Genomic DNA, 16,704 nt, shown 5'->3' with positions numbered 1-16,704 from the left:
TGCCCAAGATTCGACGCCGAAACCACCTTGTTCTGGCCTCCATGCACCCAGGTGCCCGCGCCGTTCAGGCACCGCCCCGTAAAATCACCCCCATGCTTTCTGTCAAACACGATTTGCTCGCTGCGCTGGCGGCCGAGCTCGAGAAACTCTCCCCCGGTGCCGGTGCCAAGGCGGTCTTCGAGTCCCCCAAGGTGGCGGCGCACGGCGATTTCGCCTGCACTGCGGCCATGCAACTGGCCAAGCCCCTCAAGCTCAATCCGCGCCAGGTGGCCGAATCCCTCAAGTCGGCCCTGATGGCCACCCCGGCCTGGGCGCAGTGGGTCGACGCCATCGAGATCGCTGGCCCGGGCTTCCTGAACGTCCGCCTCAAGCCGGCGGCCAAGCAGGAGGTGGTGCGCGAGGTGCTGCAGGCTGGCGAGCAGTTCGGCTGGCAGTCGGCACGCAACGAGCGCGTGCTGGTCGAGTTTGTCTCGGCCAACCCGACCGGCCCGTTGCACGTGGGGCATGGGCGCCAGGCCGCCCTCGGCGACGCCATCTGCAACCTGTTCCAGACCCAGGGCTGGGATGTCTGGCGCGAGTTCTATTACAACGACGCCGGCGTGCAGATCCAGACCCTGGCCAACAGCACCCAGTGCCGTGCCAAGGGCCTCAAGCCCGGGGACGCCGGCTGGCCCGAGTCGGCCTACAACGGCGACTACATCGGCGACATCGCCACCGATTTCCTGGCCGGCAAGACCGTCAAGTCGGACGACCGCGAGTTCACCGGCAGCGGCGATGCCGACGATCTGGACGGCATCCGGCAGTTCGCCGTGGCCTACCTGCGCCATGAGCAAGACCTGGATCTCAAGGCCTTCCAGGTCAAGTTCGACAACTACTACCTCGAGTCCAGCCTGTACACCAGCGGCCGGGTGGAGGCTGCGGTCAACAAACTGATCGCCGCCGGCAAGACCTACGAGCAAGACGGTGCCCTGTGGCTCAAGTCCACCGATTACGGCGACGACAAGGACCGCGTCATGCGCAAGTCCGACGGCACCTACACCTACTTCGTGCCTGATGTGGCCTACCACATCACCAAGTTCGAGCGCGGCTTCGGCAAGGTGGTCAACATCCAGGGCACAGACCACCATGGCACCATCGCCCGGGTGCGCGCCGGCCTGCAGGCGGCCGGCGTGGGCATTCCCCAGGGCTACCCCGACTACGTGCTGCACACCATGGTGCGTGTGATGCGCGGTGGCGAAGAGGTCAAGATCTCCAAGCGCGCCGGCAGTTATGTCACGCTGCGCGACCTGATCGAATGGACCAGCAAGGATGCGGTCCGCTTCTTCCTGCTGTCGCGCAAACCCGACACCGAATACATCTTCGACATCGACCTGGCCCTGGCGCAGAACAACGACAACCCGGTCTATTACGTGCAGTACGCCCATGCCCGCATCTGCTCGGTGCTGGCGGCCTGGGGCGGGGATGTGGCCTCGCTGGCCAGCGTCGATCTGTCGCCGCTCGAAGGCTCTCAGGCCCAGGCGCTGATGCTGCAACTGGCCAAGTACCCCGACATGCTCACGGCGGCCGCGCAGGATTTTGCGCCCCATGATGTGACTTTTTACCTGCGTGACCTCGCGGCCAGCTACCACAGCTACTACGATGCCGAGCGCATTCTGGTGGATGATGAGTCGATCAAGCTGGCGCGTCTGGCGCTGGTCGCGGCCACGGCCCGGGTGCTGCACAATGGCCTGGCTGTGCTGGGCGTATCGGCACCTTCGAAAATGTGAGCGACAACATGAAAAGACAAGGCGGCGGGACCTTTCTGGGTCTGGTGCTCGGGATCGTTCTGGGCTTGGGGGTGGCGTTGGCCGTGGCGGTCTATGTGACCAAGGTGCCGGTGCCTTTCCTGAACAAGGGCCAGACCCGCTCGGCCGACCAGGACGCCGCCGAGGCACGCAAGAACAAGGACTGGGATCCCAACTCCCCCTTGTACGGCAAGAACCCCGCGCGCCAGTCTTCGGGCGGCGCCGTGGGCGCCGATGCCTCTTCCGATGCGGCCAAGGCCGACGACAAGTCTTCCAAGCCAGATAGCCGGGCGGATGCCAAGCCTGACAGCAAGGCCGACGCGAAAGCCGATGCCAAGCCTGACAAGCCCGATGTGCGCGCCGACAAGGCCGATCGCCCGGATGTCAAACCCGTCACCAAGGGCAGCGACACCAAGGCCGCCACCTCGTCGGATCCGCTGGGTGATCTGGCCAAGGCCAAGGCGGCGGCCTCCAGCTCGGGTGTCGATCCTTTCGACTACTACGTGCAGGCCGGTGCCTACCGCACCAATGAGGATGCCGAAACCCAGAAGGCCAAGCTGGCCATGATGGGCTGGGAAGCCCGTGTCACCGAACGCGAGCAGGCTGGCCGCACCGTGTTCCGGGTGCGGGTGGGCCCCTTCTCCAAGCGGGATGACGCTGAACGCATCAAGGAAAAGCTCGACAACGCCGGCCTCGACACCACCATGGTGCGGGTGCAGCGCTGAGCTCGGGGCTGAAGGCGTCAACTTCCAAGCCGTGAACTTTTTGGTGTCCGCTCCTTCTGAGTGACGTGACCCCCCCTTTTGAAAGAGGCTTTCTGATGAAACGTCGTGATTTTTCGCTGGCCCTGGCGGCCACTTCCACCGCCGCCGCGGGCCTGCTGGGCACCTCGTCGGCCCAGGCTCAGGCAGCCTTCAAGGCCGGCAAGGACTTTGTGGCCTTGAGCACGGCCGCCCCCGTCGATGCGCCGGCTGATCGCATCGAGGTGGTGGAGTTCTTCTCTTACAACTGCCCGCACTGCGCCCACTTCGAGCCCGAGCTGGAAGCCTGGCTCAAGAAGCTCCCCAAGGACGTGGTCTTTCGGCGCCTGCCGGTGCCCTTCCTGGCGGACTTCGAGCCCAAGCAGCGCATGTATTACGCGCTGGAGGCCATGGGCAAGGTCGACGAGCTGCAGCTCAAGGTGTTCAACGCCATCCATACCGAACACCTCAAGGTGGTGGGCGACGCTGCCATCATCGATTGGGTGGCCAAGCAAGGGGTGGACAAGGCCAAGTTCACCGAGTTCTTCAAGTCCTTCTCGGTCACGGGCAAGGCCACACGCGCCAAGCAACTCGTCGACGCCTACAAGCTCGACGGCGTGCCCGCCATGGGCGTGGCTGGCCGCTTCGTCACCGACGGCACCATGGCCGGTGGCATGACCCGCGCCTTGCAGGTCACCGATTTCCTGATCGCCGAAGCGCGCAAGTCGCGCTGAGCTGTCCGTGGTCGCTGAAGCAGCCCGCCTCGTGCGGGCTTTTTCTTGCCCCTGTCGGCGAACCGGGCGCATGCATCGGTACAATCAATTGCAAGAACCATGCCTTTATGAAACCTGCTTTTGTATCCTCATTGCTGATCGCGTTGGCCTTTGGGCTGGCCCCGCAGGCCTGGGCCGAGCGCGCTGACCGCAGCAAGCCTATGAACATCGAGTCGGACATCCTGCGCCACGATGATCTCAAGCAGGTGAGCGTGTTCACGGGCCGGGTCGTCATGACCAAGGGCACCATCATCATCCGTGGCGCCCGCCTGGATGTGCGCCAGGACGCCGAAGGCTACCAGTACGGGGTGGTGACAGCCGAGCCCGGCATGCGTGCCTTCTTCCGCCAGAAGCGCGATGGCGGCGAGGAATACATTGAAGGCGAGGGCGAGACCATCGAATACGACGGCCGCGCCGACAACGTCAAGTTCATCAAACGCGCCGAACTGCGGCGCTACCAGGGCACCACCCTCAATGACCAGGTCACGGGCGATGTGATCGTCTATGACAACGTCACCGATGTCTTCAACGTGGACGGTGCCCGTCAGGCGCGCAATGTGAGTCCCGCCAACCCTTCGGGCAACCGCGTGCGGGCCATGCTGTCGCCGCGCAATGCGGCCGCCCAGGACGGTGCCCGGCCCGAAGCAGCCAGCCCGGCCAATGTGGCCCCAGCCCTGCGGCCCTCCGGCGCACTCTCGGGGGACAAGCCTTGAGCGCTGCGGACCTGACAGAAGGCATCACCAGCCGCCTGGAGGCACGCCACCTGCGCAAGGCCTACGGCAGCCGCAAGGTGGTCAAGGACGTGTCGCTCTCGGTTGACAAAGGTGAGGTCGTGGGCCTGCTGGGCCCCAATGGCGCCGGCAAGACCACCTCGTTCTACATGATCGTCGGGCTGGTGCGCTCCGATGCGGGCGAGATCCTCATGGATGGCCAGCAAGTGGGTCACATGCCCATCCACCGCCGTTCGCGCCTGGGCCTGAGCTACCTGCCGCAAGAGGCTTCGATCTTCCGCAAGCTGTCGGTGGCCGAGAACGTGCAGGCCGTGCTGGAGCTGCAACAGGACGAGGAAGGCCGCCCATTGGGCAAGGCCGTGATTGCCGAGCGGCTGGATGCCTTGCTGCAAGACCTGCGGGTGGAGCACCTGCGCGATTCCCCCGCGCTGGCCTTGTCGGGGGGCGAGCGGCGGCGTGTCGAGATCGCCCGGGCTCTGGCCACCCAGCCACGCTTCATCTTGCTGGACGAGCCTTTCGCCGGCATCGATCCGATCGCGGTGATCGAGATCCAGCGCATCGTCGGGTTTCTCAAGTCGCGCGGCATCGGTGTGTTGATCACCGACCACAACGTGCGTGAAACCCTGGGCATCTGCGACCACGCTTTCATCATCAGTGATGGCCATGTGCTGGCCAAGGGCACCCCGTCCGAGATCGTGGAGAACGCCGATGTCCGGCGTGTCTACCTCGGCGAGCACTTTCGAATGTGAGCATGAAACAGGGTTTATCGCTTCGCGTTTCGCAGCATCTGGCGCTCACGCCGCAATTGCAGCAGTCGATCCGGCTGCTTCAGCTTTCCACGCTGGAGCTGAGCCAGGAAGTCGACCAGATGCTCGACGAAAACCCCTTCCTGGAGCTCTCCACCGAAGAAGCCGCACGCGAGGAGTTCGGCCTGGCGCAGGCCGATGTACCGGCGCGTGACGACGAGGTGTCGTCCTTCGACGAGCTGCCGGCCTCGGCGCCCAAGGAGCAGGCGGCGGCCACCGAAACCAGCACCGCAGAGCTCGACCCGGCGCCCAGTGCCCTGGAAGACGAGCCCACCTGGGACGGTGACGGCCAAGTCGAGATGGCCCCCGACGACAGCGAATGGGGTGGTGATGCCCCCCCCAGCCGCAACAACCTGGGTGAAGACGGCGAAGTCGATGCCACCGAGCTGGCGCGCAGCCAGGAGTCATTGCAGCAGTTTCTGCACCGCCAGGCCCTGGCGCTGCGCCTGTCGCCCGAGGATTCGGCCGCGCTGCGCTTCCTGATCGAGTCGCTCAACGACGACGGCTACCTCGAAGACCCGCTGGAAGATCTGGCCCGTGGGCTGGCCGGTGACGATCTGGAGCAGGTGGAAGAGCTGGTGCACCACTTCACCGTGGCGTTGCGCCTGTTGCAAAGCCTGGAGCCCGTCGGGGTCGGGGCCCGCGATCTGCGCGAATGCCTGAGCCTGCAACTGCGCCAGCTCCAGTCCGATGAAGGCGGCGTGGACGACATCCTGCCCGACACCCTGGAGGTGGCCATCAAGCTGTGCGGGCAGTCCCTGGAGCTGCTGGCGCGGCGCGACATCAAGCGCCTGCAGCAGCTGTGCGGCGAAAGCGATGAGCGCATCCGTGCTGCGCTCAGCCTGCTGACCCGGCTGGAACCCAAGCCGGGCCGCCGCTTTGTCGATGTCGAGCGCAACATCATCGTGCCCGATGTCATCGTCACCAAGATCGGGCGCGGGGCCCAGGTGCGCTTCCGGGTGCAGCTCAATGCCGATGTCATGCCCCGTCTCAAAGTGCATGACATCTATGCCAGCGCCTTGCGCTCGCACAAGGGCGAAGGCCATGCGGCGCTGCAGCAGCGGCTGCAGGAGGCGCGTTGGTTCATCAAGAACATCCAGCAGCGCTTCGACACCATCCTGCGAGTGTCCAACGCCATCGTGGAGCGGCAGAAGAACTTCTTCGTGCATGGCGAGCTGGCCATGCGCCCGCTGGTCCTGCGTGAAATCGCCGACGAGCTGGGCCTGCACGAGTCCACCATCAGCCGCGTCACCACGGCCAAGTACATGGGCACGCCTTTTGGCACCTTCGAGCTGAAGTACTTCTTCGGCTCGGCCCTGGGCACCGAGACGGGGGGCAACGCCTCCAGCACCGCGGTGCGGGCGCTGATCAAGCAATTCGTGGCCTCCGAGAGCGCGAAAAAGCCTTTGTCCGATAACCAGATTTCTGAAATGCTCAAGGAGCAGGGCATTGAGTGCGCGCGCCGCACCGTGGCCAAATACCGCGAAGCGCTGCGCATCGCCCCTGCCAACCTGAGAAAAGCCCTCTGACCCTGTCTTGCGCACGGCGCGGCGCCTGGGTCAGCGTTCGTCGGTCGTGCCGGAGTGAAACACCGTGAACCAATTGCAACTTTTCATGCCCTGCGCCGCCGGCGTCGAGGGCTTTCTGGCCGATGAGGTCCACCGCATCACGGGGCTCACCGGGGAGGATCTGCTGACCGGTCGGGGCGGGGTGCTGGCGCGGGCCTCCTGGCGCGACGCCATGAAGCTCAACCTGCACAGCCGCCTCACCCAGCGTGTGCTGGTGCAACTGTCCCACACCGGCTACCGCAGCGAGCGCGACCTGTACGAGGCCGCCAGCAATGTGGCCTGGGAAATCTGGTTCACCACCCGGCAAACCTTCAAGATCGAGATCACGGCCCAGCACAGCCCGCTGACCAGCCTCAATTTTGCGGCGCTCAAGGTCAAGGACGCGATCGCCGACCGCTTCCGCCACAAGACCGGGGTGCGCCCCGATGTCAACACGCAGTGGCCCGATGTGCGCATCTATGTGCACCTGACCACCGACACCGCCACCCTGTACATCGACACCTCGGGCGAGCCCCTGTTCAAGCGCGGCTGGCGCGAGGACAAGGGCGATGCGCCGCTGAAGGAAACACTGGCGGCCGCCATGATCGCCGCCAGCGGCTGGGACCCGCTGGGTGACGCCCCGCTGCCCCTGTACGACCCCTGCTGCGGCAGCGGCACCATCGCCATCGAGGCGGCCCAGATGGCCTGCAACATGGCGGCGGGCGCCCAGCGCCGCTTTGGTTTCGAGAAACTGTTGCCCTTCCAGTCGCATGTCTGGAATGCCCTGCTGGGCGAAGCCCGGGCCGCCGAACGGGCGCCCACCGTGCCCGTGTTCGGCAGCGATGTGGCCTTCCGCATGGTCGACTTCGCCCAGCGCAACGCCGAGCGTGCCGGCGTGGCCCATGCCGTGCAGTTGCGCGGTGGCGATGCCTTGCAGCGCATGCCGCCTTGCGAGCAGCCCGGTGTGATGCTGCTCAACCCGCCGTATGGTGAGCGCATCGAGGCGGCCGGTGTGGCGGGGCAGCGCGCCAGCCAGCGCGCGCCGCGTGGCGGCCGCGAAACCGCCCAGACCGAAGATGGTGGCGAGTTCTTCGTGCAGTTGGCCAGCCATTGGAAGAAGAACTACGCCGGCTGGCAGGCCTGGATGCTGACCCCCGACCTCAAGCTGCCCGGCCGCATGCGGCTCAAGGAGTCGCGCCGGGTGCCCATGTGGAATGGCCCCATCGAATGCCGCCTGTTCCGCTTCGACCTGGTCCGCGGCAGCGTGCGCGACAAGCCCGCCCGCCCCGAGGCCTCCGGCCCTGCGGGTGACGCGCCACAGGGGGCCTGAAGTGGGTGAGCCCTGTGCACCGGCAGCCGGCCAGGTGGTGCTGGACACCAACATCGTGCTGGACCTGTTCGTGTTTGCCGACCCGGCCACCGCCCCGTTGCGCGCGGGCCTGGAGGCCGGCACCCTGCATTGGCACGCCACAGGCGCCATGCGCGACGAACTGGCCCGGGTGCTGGGCTACCCGCAGATCGTGCGCCGACTGAACTTCTACACCCGCACGGCCGAGCAGGTGCTGGCCGCATTCGATCGCCATGCGCAGTCGATCGAAGTGCCTGCCAAGGCCCCCTGGACCTGCAAGGATGCCGATGACCAGAAGTTCATCGACCTGGCCGTGGCCCTGGGCCATTGCACCCTGCTCAGCAAAGACCAGGCCGTGCTCTGCATGCGGCGCCGTCTGGCGGGCGCCGATGTGATCGTCAGCCCCGCCTGGGCTGACGCCTGCGCCGTCTGAGTCAGCACGGCCTCCGGCGCGCGGGCTTTGCAGCACGCCATCACAGTTCTTACGTGTTCACTGTGCAAGGTTGAACATTCATTCAAGTTCGCTGCCCGGGCCTTTCTCATGATCAGGTTTCTGGTGTGTTGCGGGCCTCCCCTGCTCGGTAGCGGGCCGTCCGCCGACGCACCGTCTCCGCCCCGATGCGCAGTGCATCGCGCGGTCACCGAGTTGCTGAAGGCTGCGAATGAATCACAACACCTCACCTTGCCTGGTCGCAGGCCAAGCTCCGCCCCTCCGGGCCCTGATGTCTGAACTGCCGATGCGTGGGCTTTCGTCGCAGAGGTCCCATGTTTGACGCCACCCAACGCATGCGTGACTTCACGCTCCAGGTCTATTCGAGCATGGGGGTGAGCGCCTCTGCCGCATTTGAAGCGGGCAAGCAAAGCCGCGTCATTTCCCGCAAGGCGGGCGACCTGATCTGGCGCACGGGCGCCCCCATCACCCATTGGCACCACATCATTGAAGGCATGGTGGCCGAGCAGGTCACCATGGACCAGGGCCTGAGCTACCCGCTGACCTTGCACAGCCGCAACAGCTGTTTCGCCAAGCACGATCTGCTCGGCGACGGCAAGGCCCAGGTCGACTACCTGGCCGTCACCGACGTGGAGCTGCTGACCCTGCCGGCCTCGGCCTACCTGGCCCTGGTGCGCAGCGATGCCGGCTTTGCGCAGCACCTGCTGGGCGAGCTGTCCTCCCAGATCCGGCAGCAGAACAACCAGTTGATCGTCAACAAATGCAGCAATTCGGCCCTGCGGGTGATCGGTGGCCTTGCCTTGTGCGCCGAGGGCCTGTGCCTGGCGGCTGAAGCCTCCGCGTCACCCCCCCCGCCCGAGGACGACAGCCTCATGCTGCCCTTGTCGCAACAGATGATTGCGCGCCTGTGCGGGGTCTCGCGCACCCTGTTCTCGGAGTACATCGGCCAGTTGGAGGAAGGCAACTGGGTGCGCCTGCAGTACCGCGGCGTCGAGTTGCAGAACCTGAGCGCCTGGCGCGGTGTTTTTGTGCGCCTGCACAGCCATCAGGTGTGGCGCCGCAACCCGCCGGTCGAGGCCTTGCTGAGCCTGCTGGCCGAGTGCGCCGCCGACCGGCAGCCGCGCTACGCGTGACGCCGAGGCCTACCGCGAGGGCGGCGAAAAGCTGTTCGCCTGGGCCAGGGGCCAATATTCGCGGAACAGGTTCGGCAGGCTCTCGATCGGGCCCAGCAAGGCGCCGGTGGGCACCTGCATCACCAACTGGCTCAGCAGGCGCACCTCGGTGTCCGACACCCGGCGAACAATGTGGTGGGCGGTGATGTCGTTCGGGTGGTGCAGGCCGGCGGCCTGAATCAACTCCTTCAGGGCGTGCAAGGTGCTGTGGTGCAGGTTCTTCACCCGGGTGGCCTTGTCGGGCACCACCAAGGCCTGTTGGCGCAGCGGGTCTTGGGTGGTCACGCCGGTGGGGCATTGGCCCGAATGGCAGGTCTGGGCCTGGATGCAGCCCAGCGCCATCATGAAGCCCCGGGCCGAGTTGCACCAGTCGGCGCCCAGCGCCATCATGCGCGCCACATCGAAGGCCGTGACCACCTTGCCCGCACAACCCAGGCGGATGCGATCGCGCAGATTCACGCCCTTGAGCGTGTTGTGCACCAGCAGCAGCCCCTCTTGCAAGGGCGTGCCCACGTGGTCGCTGAATTCCACCGGTGCGGCGCCCGTGCCGCCTTCGGCCCCATCGACCACGATGAAGTCGGGGGTGATGCCGGTCTCCAGCATGGCCTTGACCATGGCAAACCACTCCCAGGGGTGGCCGATGCACAGCTTGAAGCCCGTGGGCTTGCCGCCACTGAGCTCACGCAGGCGGGCGATGAAGTGCATCATCTCGACGGGCGTCGAGAACGCCGTGTGGGCCGACGGCGAGATGCAGGCCTCGCCTTGCGGCACGCCCCGGGCCTCGGCGATCTCGGCCGTGACCTTGGGGCCGGGCAGGACGCCGCCGTGGCCGGGCTTGGCGCCCTGGCTCATCTTCAGTTCGATCATGCGCACCTGGGGGCTGCGTGCGTTCTCGGCGAAACGCTCGGCATTGAAGCTGCCGTCGGGGTGGCGGCAGCCGAAATAGCCCGAGCCGATCTCCCAGATCAGGTCGCCGCCGTGCACCCGGTGGTGTTGCGAGATCGAGCCTTCGCCGGTGTCATGGGCAAAGCCCCCCTGCTTGGCCCCCAGGTTGAGCGCCAGGATGGCGTTGGCCGACAGGGCGCCAAAACTCATGGCTGAGATGTTGAAGACGCTGGCGCTGTAGGGTTGGGCGGTGTTGGGCCCGATGGTGATGCGGAAGTCGTGGCTGGGCAGTTCGGTGGGGGCCACCGAGTGGTTGATCCATTCGTAGCCGCGCTGGCCTACGTCGAGCAGGGTGCCGAACGGCCGGTTGTCGGGGTCGCCCTTGGCGCGCTGGTACACCAGGGTGCGCTGGGCGCGGGAGAACGGGCTGGCCTCGTTGTCGCTTTCGATGAAGTACTGGCGGATCTCGGGCCGGATGTACTCCAGCACAAAGCGCAGATGGCCGATCACAGGGTAGTTGCGCAGCACCGAATGCCGTTGCTGCAGCAGGTCGTACACCCCCAGGGCAAACAGGGCCCCCGACAGCACGGCCCACTCGGGACCCAGGGCCTGCTGTTGCCAGGCGAACAGGCTCAGGGCCAGGGCCCCTGCGCACAGAGCGAAGGCGGTATAGCGCACGGGGTAGATGGCGTTGAGCTGCTTCAGCATGGAGGCTCCTGAACGGGTTTGGCGCGTGCCCGGAGGGCAGGGCCGGTAAACTGCTGCACCAACGCGGTGTTTTGTCCCGGCCCCTTGGCCGACCGATCATACGGTCTGTCGCCGAGGATTCGGGCGCCGCCCGCTCTGTTCATCCTGATGCGTCTTGACGCCCCCCGACATGTCTTCTGACCCCCAAACCGATACCCCCACCGAAGCCGCTGCCGTGCCCGTCTACCCCGTCGCCGGCGAGCGCCTGCCGCCCGAGGCCTTTGATGAGCTGGACGCCATCCTGGACGACCTGCGCAGCCGCGAGGACGAGATTCCCCAATGGGAGTTCTGCGAAGGCTTCATGGCTGCGGTGATCTGCAACCGCCGCCCCCTGCCGCCGGCCGAGTACCTGCCCATGCTGCTGGGCGATGGCATCACCGCAGAAGACACCGATGCCGAGGGCATTCCGACCCTGTCGGCCTTTGCCGATGCGGCTCAGCAAGCCCGTTTCATCAGCCTGTGGCAGGCGCGCTGGAACGAGGTGCAGACGGCCCTGGACACCAAGGTCGACAGCCTGGGCGACGAGCGTTGCTACGAACCCGAGGTGATGGACATGCGCGGCGCCATGGCCACGCTGTCGGATGAAGAGCTGGCCGAACTGGGCGACCAGGAAGTGCCTTCCTTCGGCCAGATCTGGGCCCTGGGCTTCATGTTCGCGGTGGAAAACTGGCCCGAGGAATGGGCCGCTCCGCGGGACAAGGAAGCCGCCGAGTGGCTGGACGACGCGCTCAACCGCATCGTGGCCCTGACCGAAGACGACACCGGCAAGCCCGAGCTGTCGATGTTTGCCGAAGACGGCCCGCCCAGCCTGAGCCAGGTCCGGCTCGATGCCTTTGGCGACGCCATCTGGGCGGTGTACGACCTGCGCCAGCTCTGGAAGAGCTTCGGCCCGCGGGTGGAGACCATCCGCAAGGAAGCCGGACCGGGCCGCAACGACCCCTGCCCCTGCGGCAGCGGCAAGAAGTTCAAGAAGTGCCACGGCGCCTGAGCACCGTCGCATGACGGAGCCGGTCAGGCCGGCCCGTCCCGGGCTCAGCCCAGAAACTTCTTGAGGTTGGCTGCTGCCGTGCTGCGCACCTTGCGCTTGAGTGAGGGCGACCAGCCCAGCAGCAGGCCCGGCAGCCCCAGGGCCTGGCGCGCCCAGCGCCAGAACCCGAAGCGGTCGCGGTGGCTGGCGATCAAGCCCTCCGAGGTGAAGGTGAAGCGCGCGTCGATGATGTTGTGCACCGGGCGGCCGGTGGCGCTGAACACGTAGTGCGCCTCCCAATGGGCCTGGCCGCCCTGGTCATCGGCCTGGACGTCGCTGAATTCGATCCGCCAGGCCCCGGGCTTGCTCTTTTGGGCGGCACTGCACAGCATGCGCCACATGCCCGCGATCTGGGCCTGGCCCTGCAAGGAAAACGCTTCGTCGTCAAAGCGGGCATCCGGCGCATAGCACTGCGCCATGGTGGCGTGGTCCAGCTGGCTGAAGGCCGTGTAGAAGCGCTGCAGCGTCTCGGCGTTGCGGTGGGTCATGGTGCGGTTTCCTGTGGGTAGGCCGAAGGCTGGCGCGGCATCAGAACTGCCCGGGCATCTCGGCGGCAAGGAAATCGTACACCGTCCGGATGCGACGGCTGGTGCGGATCTCTTGGTGAACGGCCAGCCACATGGGCAGCGCAGGAATCGGCAATTGCGGCAGCACCCGCTGCACCCGCGCGTCCTGGCGCAGCAGGTACTGCGCCGTGAAGCCGATGCCCAGGCCCGCGCGCACAGCCTCCCAAGTGGCGATCAGGTCATCGGTGCGGAACGCGAAATGCGCCGGTGTCACCGGGTAGCCCATGGCCGCAAAGCCCTTGAGCAGCAGATCGTGCCGGTCGCTCCCGATCAACTCGTGGCCGAGCAGATCGGCGGGCTCCAAGGGCGTGCCACGCCGCTGCAGGTAGCCTTGGCTGGCGCAGGCACACAAGGGCACCTCGCCAATCAACTGGGCCACCAGGCTGCCCTGGTCGGGGCGCACCATGCGCAGCGCGATGTCGGCCTCGCGCCGCAACAGGTTGGACACCTCGTTGCTGGACACCAGTTCCACCTGGATCCCGGGGTGTTGCTGCCTCAGGCGCGCCAGCACGGGGGGCAACAGGTAGCAGGCCACCGGCTGGCTGGCCGTGATGCGCACCGTTCCCGAGATCATCTCGTCGGTGCGTGAGGCTGCCCGTGCCAACTGGTGGGCTCCGGCTTCCATCAGCCGGGCGGACTCCGCCAGTTGCCGTGCCGCCTCGGTGGGGCGCAGGCCGCGCCCGGTGCGCTCAAACAGCAGCACCCCCAGCTGCGACTCCAACTCGGCAATGTGCCGCCCCAGGGTCGGCTGGCTGGCCTGCAGCGCCCGAGCCGCACCCAGCAGGCTGCCGTGCTCCAGGGCCGCGAGGAAGGAGCGCACCAGGCCCCAGTCGAAGGAGGTATTCAAAATTGAATTCCTGTTATGAATCGATAGGCAATTGTGTGATCTCCTGGGGTTTTCAACAATCGCCCCATTCCCTCATCGTTTCTGGAGCGTTCACATGACCCGTCCTTCCACTGTTCTCATCCTGGGCGCCCGTGGGCGCCCGGGCCTGGCCGCGGCCCGCGCCTTTGCCCAGGCCGGTTGGCGCGTCTTGGGGCAGATCCGACCCGGCGCCACCGCGCCTGTCGTGCCCGGGGTGCAATGGTTGGCCCACGATCTGCAGGACACGGCAGGCCTGGCCGCAGCGGCCCGCGGCGCCCGGGTCGTGGTGCATGCCCTGAACCCGGCCTACACCGTGGCTGCCTGGCGTGAGCAGGCGCCGCGCCTGATGGCCGCGGCGTTGGCGCTGGCGACCGAGTTGCGCGCCACGCTCATGCTGCCGGGCAATGTCTACAACTACGGTGAAGACATGCCGGCCGTGTTGCAAGAAGCCACGCCGCAGCGCCCCCGGCATGAGCTGGGGCGCATCCGTGTCGCCCTGGAGCAGCAGATGGCCCAGGCGGTCAAAGACTCGGGCGGCGCGATGCGGGCCGTGGTGCTGCGGGCCGGCAACTTCTTCGGTGCCAGCGAGGGCACTTTTCTGGACAAGATGGTGGCCCCGCAACTGCCGCGGGGAAAGGCCTCGTGGATGGGCGACCTGGACGTGAGCACCCCTTGGGCCTACCTGCCCGATCTGGCCCGGACCCTGGTGATGCTGGCCGAGCGCAACGATCTGGCGCCTTTCGAAACCTTCCATTTTGCCGGGCACCAGGTCAGCGCCCGCCAGTGGTTGGCGGTGCTCAGCCAGGTGGCGCAGGAGCAGGGCTGGTTGCAGCCCGGGCAGGACCTGGCGGTACGTCGCGTGCCGGTGTGGTTCTTTCGCCTGTTCGGCCTGGCCTCCGCCACCCTGGCCACGATCGCCCAGACCAGTTACCTGTTCAGCACTCCGCACCGCCTGGACAACACACGGCTGGTGCAGCGGCTGGGGGCGGAACCCCGCACGCCCTTCGAGCTGGCCGTGCGCCAGTCGCTGGTGACGATGCGCTTGCCCCTGGCGGAGGCGCCTGAGGCCCTGGCGGCCTGAGCCCTGAAGGCGCGCAGCGGCTCAGCCGCTGTGGGCGCCCAGCAATTCCAGCAGGCGCTGCAAGGCGTGGGCCACCGTGGCCTGCCGCACCGCCGCCCGGTTGCCGTCAAAGCGCTGTACTTCGCTGTGGGTCTGGCCGTGCACTGAAAAGCCGAACCACACCGTGCCCACCGGCTTGGCCGCGCTGCCGCCGCTGGGACCGGCCACACCGGTCACGGCCACCGATACCTGGGCCCTGCCATGGCGCAGAGCCCCTTCGGCCATGGCCCGGGCCACGGGCTCGCTGACGGCCCCGTGCTGGGCGATCAGCGCCTCCGGCACGCCCAGCAGTTCGGTCTTGGCGTCGTTCGAGTAGCTCACCACCCCGCGCTCGAACCAGTCGCTGGAGCCGGCCAGCTCGGTGCAGGCCGCCGCGATCAGGCCGCCGGTGCAGCTTTCGGCAGTGGCCAGCTTCAGGCCCTGCTGGCGCAGGGTTTGGGCCAGCGCTGTGGTGGCGGCCCCGTGGTCGAAAGTGATCGGCTGTGTCATGCAAAAAACCTCCAGAGGGCGATGACCAACAGGGTGCAGAACGCCGCCACCAGATCATCGAACAAGATGCCGAAGCCCCCTTTGGGCCCGAAGCCATGCCACAGATTGTCGGCCCAGCCCACCGGGCCGGGCTTGGCGGCATCAAAGAATCGGAACAGGGCAAAGGCCACCAGCTGCCCGCTCAGGCTGGCGGGCATGACCAGCCACAGCACCAGCCAGAAAGCGACCACCTCGTCCCACACGATGTTGCCGGGGTCCAGGGTGTTGAGATGGCGCGCCGTGACGGTGCAGGCCCACCAGCCCACCACGGTGGATACGGCGATCAGCACCCCGATCTGCCCCGGCGTGAGCCACAGCTGCAGCAGCAGGTAGGCCGCCCAGGCCCACAGCGTGCCCACCGTGCCCGGGGCCACCGGGCTCAGGCCTGAGCCCAGACCGAGCGCAATGATGTGGGCCGGGTGCGACCCCATGAAGCGGGCCGTGGGGCGCACGGCGGCGCCTGGGTCAGGCGCTTGCCAGGCCTGTTGATTGGGATGGGATGTATTCATGGCGCAGCGGAGCGAGTAGGTGCGGGTCTCGAAGATGTCGGGGACGTTTCAGGGCCGGGGCGGCAGCAGGGTCTGAAACCACTGGCTCCAGTATTCCAGGCAGGCCTGGATCTTGGGCAGGTGGTGGCGCTGGGGCATCAGCAGGGCATAGATGGGGAAATTCTGCACATCCACCCAGTCTTCCAGCACCGGCAGCAGCTTGCCCTGGGCCACCAGGGGGGGCGGCGATCAAGGTGTTGCAGCGGCAGATGCCCAGGTCATTGAGCACCATGGTCATCATGATGCCGGTGGAGTTGGCGCGGTAGTGGCCCTGCACAGGCCGCTCGATCTGCGCGCCATCGATGATGAAGGGCCAGCGGTTCAGGTGCTGGGCCGCGCTGTTGGTGATCAGGCGGTGGCTCAGCAGCTCATCGGGGTGGGCGGGGGTGCCAAAGCGGGCCAGGTAGGCCGGGCTGGCATACAGCGCCCGCCCGTGGTGGCCGATCTGGCGCGCCATCATCGACTCGGTGTGTGGGGCGCCGCTGCGCAGGGTCAGGTCCACGCCCTCGAGCGCCATGTCGATCAGGCGGTCATCGGAGTGCAGCTCGATCTGCAGGCGCGGGTGCCGTTCGTACAGGCCGGCCAGGCTGGGCACGATGATGAAATGGCCCAGCGCCGGGCTCACCGCCACCTGCACCGTGCCGCTGACCTCGCGGGTCTGGTGGGCGAATTCGGCTTCAAGCTCTTCCAGGGTGCCGGTGATGCGCTGGCAGTAGCCCAGAAAGGTCTGCCCCTCGGCGGTCAGCGACAGCCCCTGTGTGGAGCGCTGCACCAGACGCACGCCGCACTGTTTTTCGATGCGGCTGAGCGAGCGGGACACCTGGCTGACCGGCACGTTGCGTTCGCGCGCCACGGCCGACAGCGTGCCGCGTGTTGCCACGCGCACGAACAGGGCCATGTCATCAAAGTCCAGATCTTTCACGGCTCCGATGTTAGCCGGGGCTTTGTCATGCCCACGCCGTGCTGGCAGACGCCGTGCGTGTTGCAGGGTTTGCAACACCGGTTTGCCCGGGCTGCTGTTTCGCTGGCGCCCCGGGGTCCCTAAAGTCGGCTGTCAAATTCATCC

The 16,704-nt window shown here is 66.8% G+C and carries 17 protein-coding genes; 11 read left to right on the top strand and 6 right to left on the bottom strand.

All coding sequences use genetic code 11. From position 1 onward, the window contains the following. Positions 1 to 92 precede the first annotated feature (92 nt). The 9 genes from argS to F624_RS0129950 all read left to right on the top strand — a co-directional run bounded on the left by argS (position 93) and on the right by F624_RS0129950 (position 9,313). Complete coding sequence (gene argS, locus F624_RS0129990; RefSeq protein WP_019578074.1) at positions 93 to 1,766, top strand: arginine--tRNA ligase; 1,674 nt, start codon at positions 93 to 95, stop codon at positions 1,764 to 1,766. 8 nt (positions 1,767 to 1,774) lie between these two features. Next, complete coding sequence (locus tag F624_RS0129985; protein ID WP_031256771.1) at positions 1,775 to 2,509, top strand: SPOR domain-containing protein; 735 nt, start codon at positions 1,775 to 1,777, stop codon at positions 2,507 to 2,509. A gap of 95 nt (positions 2,510 to 2,604) precedes the next feature. After that, the gene (locus F624_RS0129980; RefSeq protein ID WP_019578072.1) at positions 2,605 to 3,258 is read left to right on the top strand and encodes a thiol:disulfide interchange protein DsbA/DsbL; all 654 of its coding nucleotides are present in this window, start codon (positions 2,605 to 2,607) and stop codon (positions 3,256 to 3,258) included. A gap of 107 nt (positions 3,259 to 3,365) precedes the next feature. Continuing rightward, positions 3,366 to 4,010 (top strand): lipopolysaccharide transport periplasmic protein LptA, encoded by a 645-nt coding sequence (gene lptA, locus F624_RS0129975; protein ID WP_027477679.1) that lies wholly within the window; start codon positions 3,366 to 3,368, stop codon positions 4,008 to 4,010. Next, on the top strand, positions 4,007 to 4,777 hold the full coding sequence (gene lptB, locus F624_RS0129970) for an LPS export ABC transporter ATP-binding protein (RefSeq protein WP_019578070.1): 771 nt from the start codon (positions 4,007 to 4,009) through the stop codon (positions 4,775 to 4,777). Before lptA ends, lptB begins: the two co-directional genes overlap by 4 nt. A 2-nt stretch (positions 4,778 to 4,779) precedes the next feature. Further along, the gene (locus F624_RS0129965) at positions 4,780 to 6,363 is read left to right on the top strand and encodes an RNA polymerase factor sigma-54 (protein WP_027477678.1); all 1,584 of its coding nucleotides are present in this window, start codon (positions 4,780 to 4,782) and stop codon (positions 6,361 to 6,363) included. Between the two features lie 64 nt (positions 6,364 to 6,427). Beyond that, positions 6,428 to 7,711: a THUMP domain-containing class I SAM-dependent RNA methyltransferase gene (locus F624_RS0129960; protein WP_051107598.1), complete on the top strand. Its 1,284-nt coding sequence runs from the start codon at positions 6,428 to 6,430 to the stop codon at positions 7,709 to 7,711. A gap of 1 nt (position 7,712) precedes the next feature. Continuing rightward, entirely contained in the window at positions 7,713 to 8,162 is a 450-nt protein-coding gene (locus F624_RS0129955) for a PIN domain-containing protein (RefSeq protein WP_019578067.1), read from the top strand. Positions 8,163 to 8,494: 332 nt separating this feature from the next. Further along, entirely contained in the window at positions 8,495 to 9,313 is an 819-nt protein-coding gene (locus F624_RS0129950) for a Crp/Fnr family transcriptional regulator (RefSeq protein ID WP_019578066.1), read from the top strand. Between the two features lie 9 nt (positions 9,314 to 9,322). Here F624_RS0129950 and F624_RS0129945 read toward each other — a convergent pair whose 3' ends face one another. Beyond that, the gene (locus F624_RS0129945; protein ID WP_019578065.1) at positions 9,323 to 10,945 is read right to left on the bottom strand and encodes an FMN-binding glutamate synthase family protein; all 1,623 of its coding nucleotides are present in this window, start codon (positions 10,943 to 10,945) and stop codon (positions 9,323 to 9,325) included. 169 nt (positions 10,946 to 11,114) lie between these two features. Between F624_RS0129945 and F624_RS0129940 the strand changes: the two genes are divergently transcribed. Further along, positions 11,115 to 11,972 carry a UPF0149 family protein gene (locus F624_RS0129940; RefSeq protein WP_019578064.1) on the top strand — a complete coding sequence of 286 codons (858 nt, stop codon included), beginning with the start codon at positions 11,115 to 11,117 and terminating at the stop codon, positions 11,970 to 11,972. A 44-nt stretch (positions 11,973 to 12,016) separates the two neighbouring features. Here F624_RS0129940 and F624_RS0129935 read toward each other — a convergent pair whose 3' ends face one another. Together F624_RS0129935 and F624_RS0129930 are read right to left on the bottom strand one after the other, a co-directional pair. After that, entirely contained in the window at positions 12,017 to 12,499 is a 483-nt protein-coding gene (locus tag F624_RS0129935) for a nuclear transport factor 2 family protein (RefSeq protein WP_019578063.1), read from the bottom strand. A gap of 40 nt (positions 12,500 to 12,539) precedes the next feature. Further along, positions 12,540 to 13,424 carry a LysR family transcriptional regulator gene (locus tag F624_RS0129930; protein WP_019578062.1) on the bottom strand — a complete coding sequence of 295 codons (885 nt, stop codon included), beginning with the start codon at positions 13,422 to 13,424 and terminating at the stop codon, positions 12,540 to 12,542. Between the two features lie 94 nt (positions 13,425 to 13,518). On the opposite strand from F624_RS0129930, the gene F624_RS0129925 reads away from it, so the two are divergent. Next, complete coding sequence (locus F624_RS0129925) at positions 13,519 to 14,523, top strand: NAD-dependent epimerase/dehydratase family protein (RefSeq protein WP_019578061.1); 1,005 nt, start codon at positions 13,519 to 13,521, stop codon at positions 14,521 to 14,523. A 21-nt stretch (positions 14,524 to 14,544) separates the two neighbouring features. Here the strand turns inward: F624_RS0129925 and F624_RS0129920 are convergent, their stop codons facing one another. Genes F624_RS0129920 through F624_RS32985 form a run of 3 tightly spaced genes read right to left on the bottom strand, consistent with a single transcriptional unit; the run spans position 14,545 to position 16,560 of the window. Next, positions 14,545 to 15,051: a CinA family protein gene (locus F624_RS0129920; RefSeq protein WP_019578060.1), complete on the bottom strand. Its 507-nt coding sequence runs from the start codon at positions 15,049 to 15,051 to the stop codon at positions 14,545 to 14,547. Further along, positions 15,048 to 15,599: a phosphatidylglycerophosphatase A family protein gene (locus F624_RS0129915; RefSeq protein ID WP_051107597.1), complete on the bottom strand. Its 552-nt coding sequence runs from the start codon at positions 15,597 to 15,599 to the stop codon at positions 15,048 to 15,050. Before F624_RS0129915 ends, F624_RS0129920 begins: the two co-directional genes overlap by 4 nt. After that, complete coding sequence (locus F624_RS32985) at positions 15,556 to 16,560, bottom strand: LysR family transcriptional regulator (protein ID WP_245573770.1); 1,005 nt, start codon at positions 16,558 to 16,560, stop codon at positions 15,556 to 15,558. The genes F624_RS0129915 and F624_RS32985 overlap by 44 nt, the downstream gene beginning before the upstream one ends. Positions 16,561 to 16,704 lie beyond the last annotated feature (144 nt).

The organism is Curvibacter lanceolatus ATCC 14669, from assembly GCF_000381265.1.
Lineage (GTDB): Bacteria > Pseudomonadota > Gammaproteobacteria > Burkholderiales > Burkholderiaceae_C > Curvibacter > Curvibacter lanceolatus.
This window is presented reverse-complemented; position numbering and strand designations above follow the sequence as displayed.

What these genes read in the sequence shown, in the direction of transcription:
- argS (WP_019578074.1), top strand. Translation starts at nt 93, where the DNA reads ATGCTTTCTGTCAAACACGATTTGCTCGCTGCGCTGGCGGCCGAGCTC.
- F624_RS0129985 (WP_031256771.1), top strand. Translation starts at nt 1,775, where the DNA reads ATGAAAAGACAAGGCGGCGGGACCTTTCTGGGTCTGGTGCTCGGGATC.
- F624_RS0129980 (WP_019578072.1), top strand. Translation starts at nt 2,605, where the DNA reads ATGAAACGTCGTGATTTTTCGCTGGCCCTGGCGGCCACTTCCACCGCC.
- lptA (WP_027477679.1), top strand. Translation starts at nt 3,366, where the DNA reads ATGAAACCTGCTTTTGTATCCTCATTGCTGATCGCGTTGGCCTTTGGG.
- F624_RS0129965 (WP_027477678.1), top strand. Translation starts at nt 4,780, where the DNA reads ATGAAACAGGGTTTATCGCTTCGCGTTTCGCAGCATCTGGCGCTCACG.
- F624_RS0129950 (WP_019578066.1), top strand. Translation starts at nt 8,495, where the DNA reads ATGTTTGACGCCACCCAACGCATGCGTGACTTCACGCTCCAGGTCTAT.
- F624_RS0129945 (WP_019578065.1), bottom strand. Translation starts at nt 10,945, where the DNA reads ATGCTGAAGCAGCTCAACGCCATCTACCCCGTGCGCTATACCGCCTTC.
- F624_RS0129940 (WP_019578064.1), top strand. Translation starts at nt 11,115, where the DNA reads ATGTCTTCTGACCCCCAAACCGATACCCCCACCGAAGCCGCTGCCGTG.
- F624_RS0129935 (WP_019578063.1), bottom strand. Translation starts at nt 12,499, where the DNA reads ATGACCCACCGCAACGCCGAGACGCTGCAGCGCTTCTACACGGCCTTC.
- F624_RS0129925 (WP_019578061.1), top strand. Translation starts at nt 13,519, where the DNA reads ATGACCCGTCCTTCCACTGTTCTCATCCTGGGCGCCCGTGGGCGCCCG.
- F624_RS0129920 (WP_019578060.1), bottom strand. Translation starts at nt 15,051, where the DNA reads ATGACACAGCCGATCACTTTCGACCACGGGGCCGCCACCACAGCGCTG.
- F624_RS0129915 (WP_051107597.1), bottom strand. Translation starts at nt 15,599, where the DNA reads ATGAATACATCCCATCCCAATCAACAGGCCTGGCAAGCGCCTGACCCA.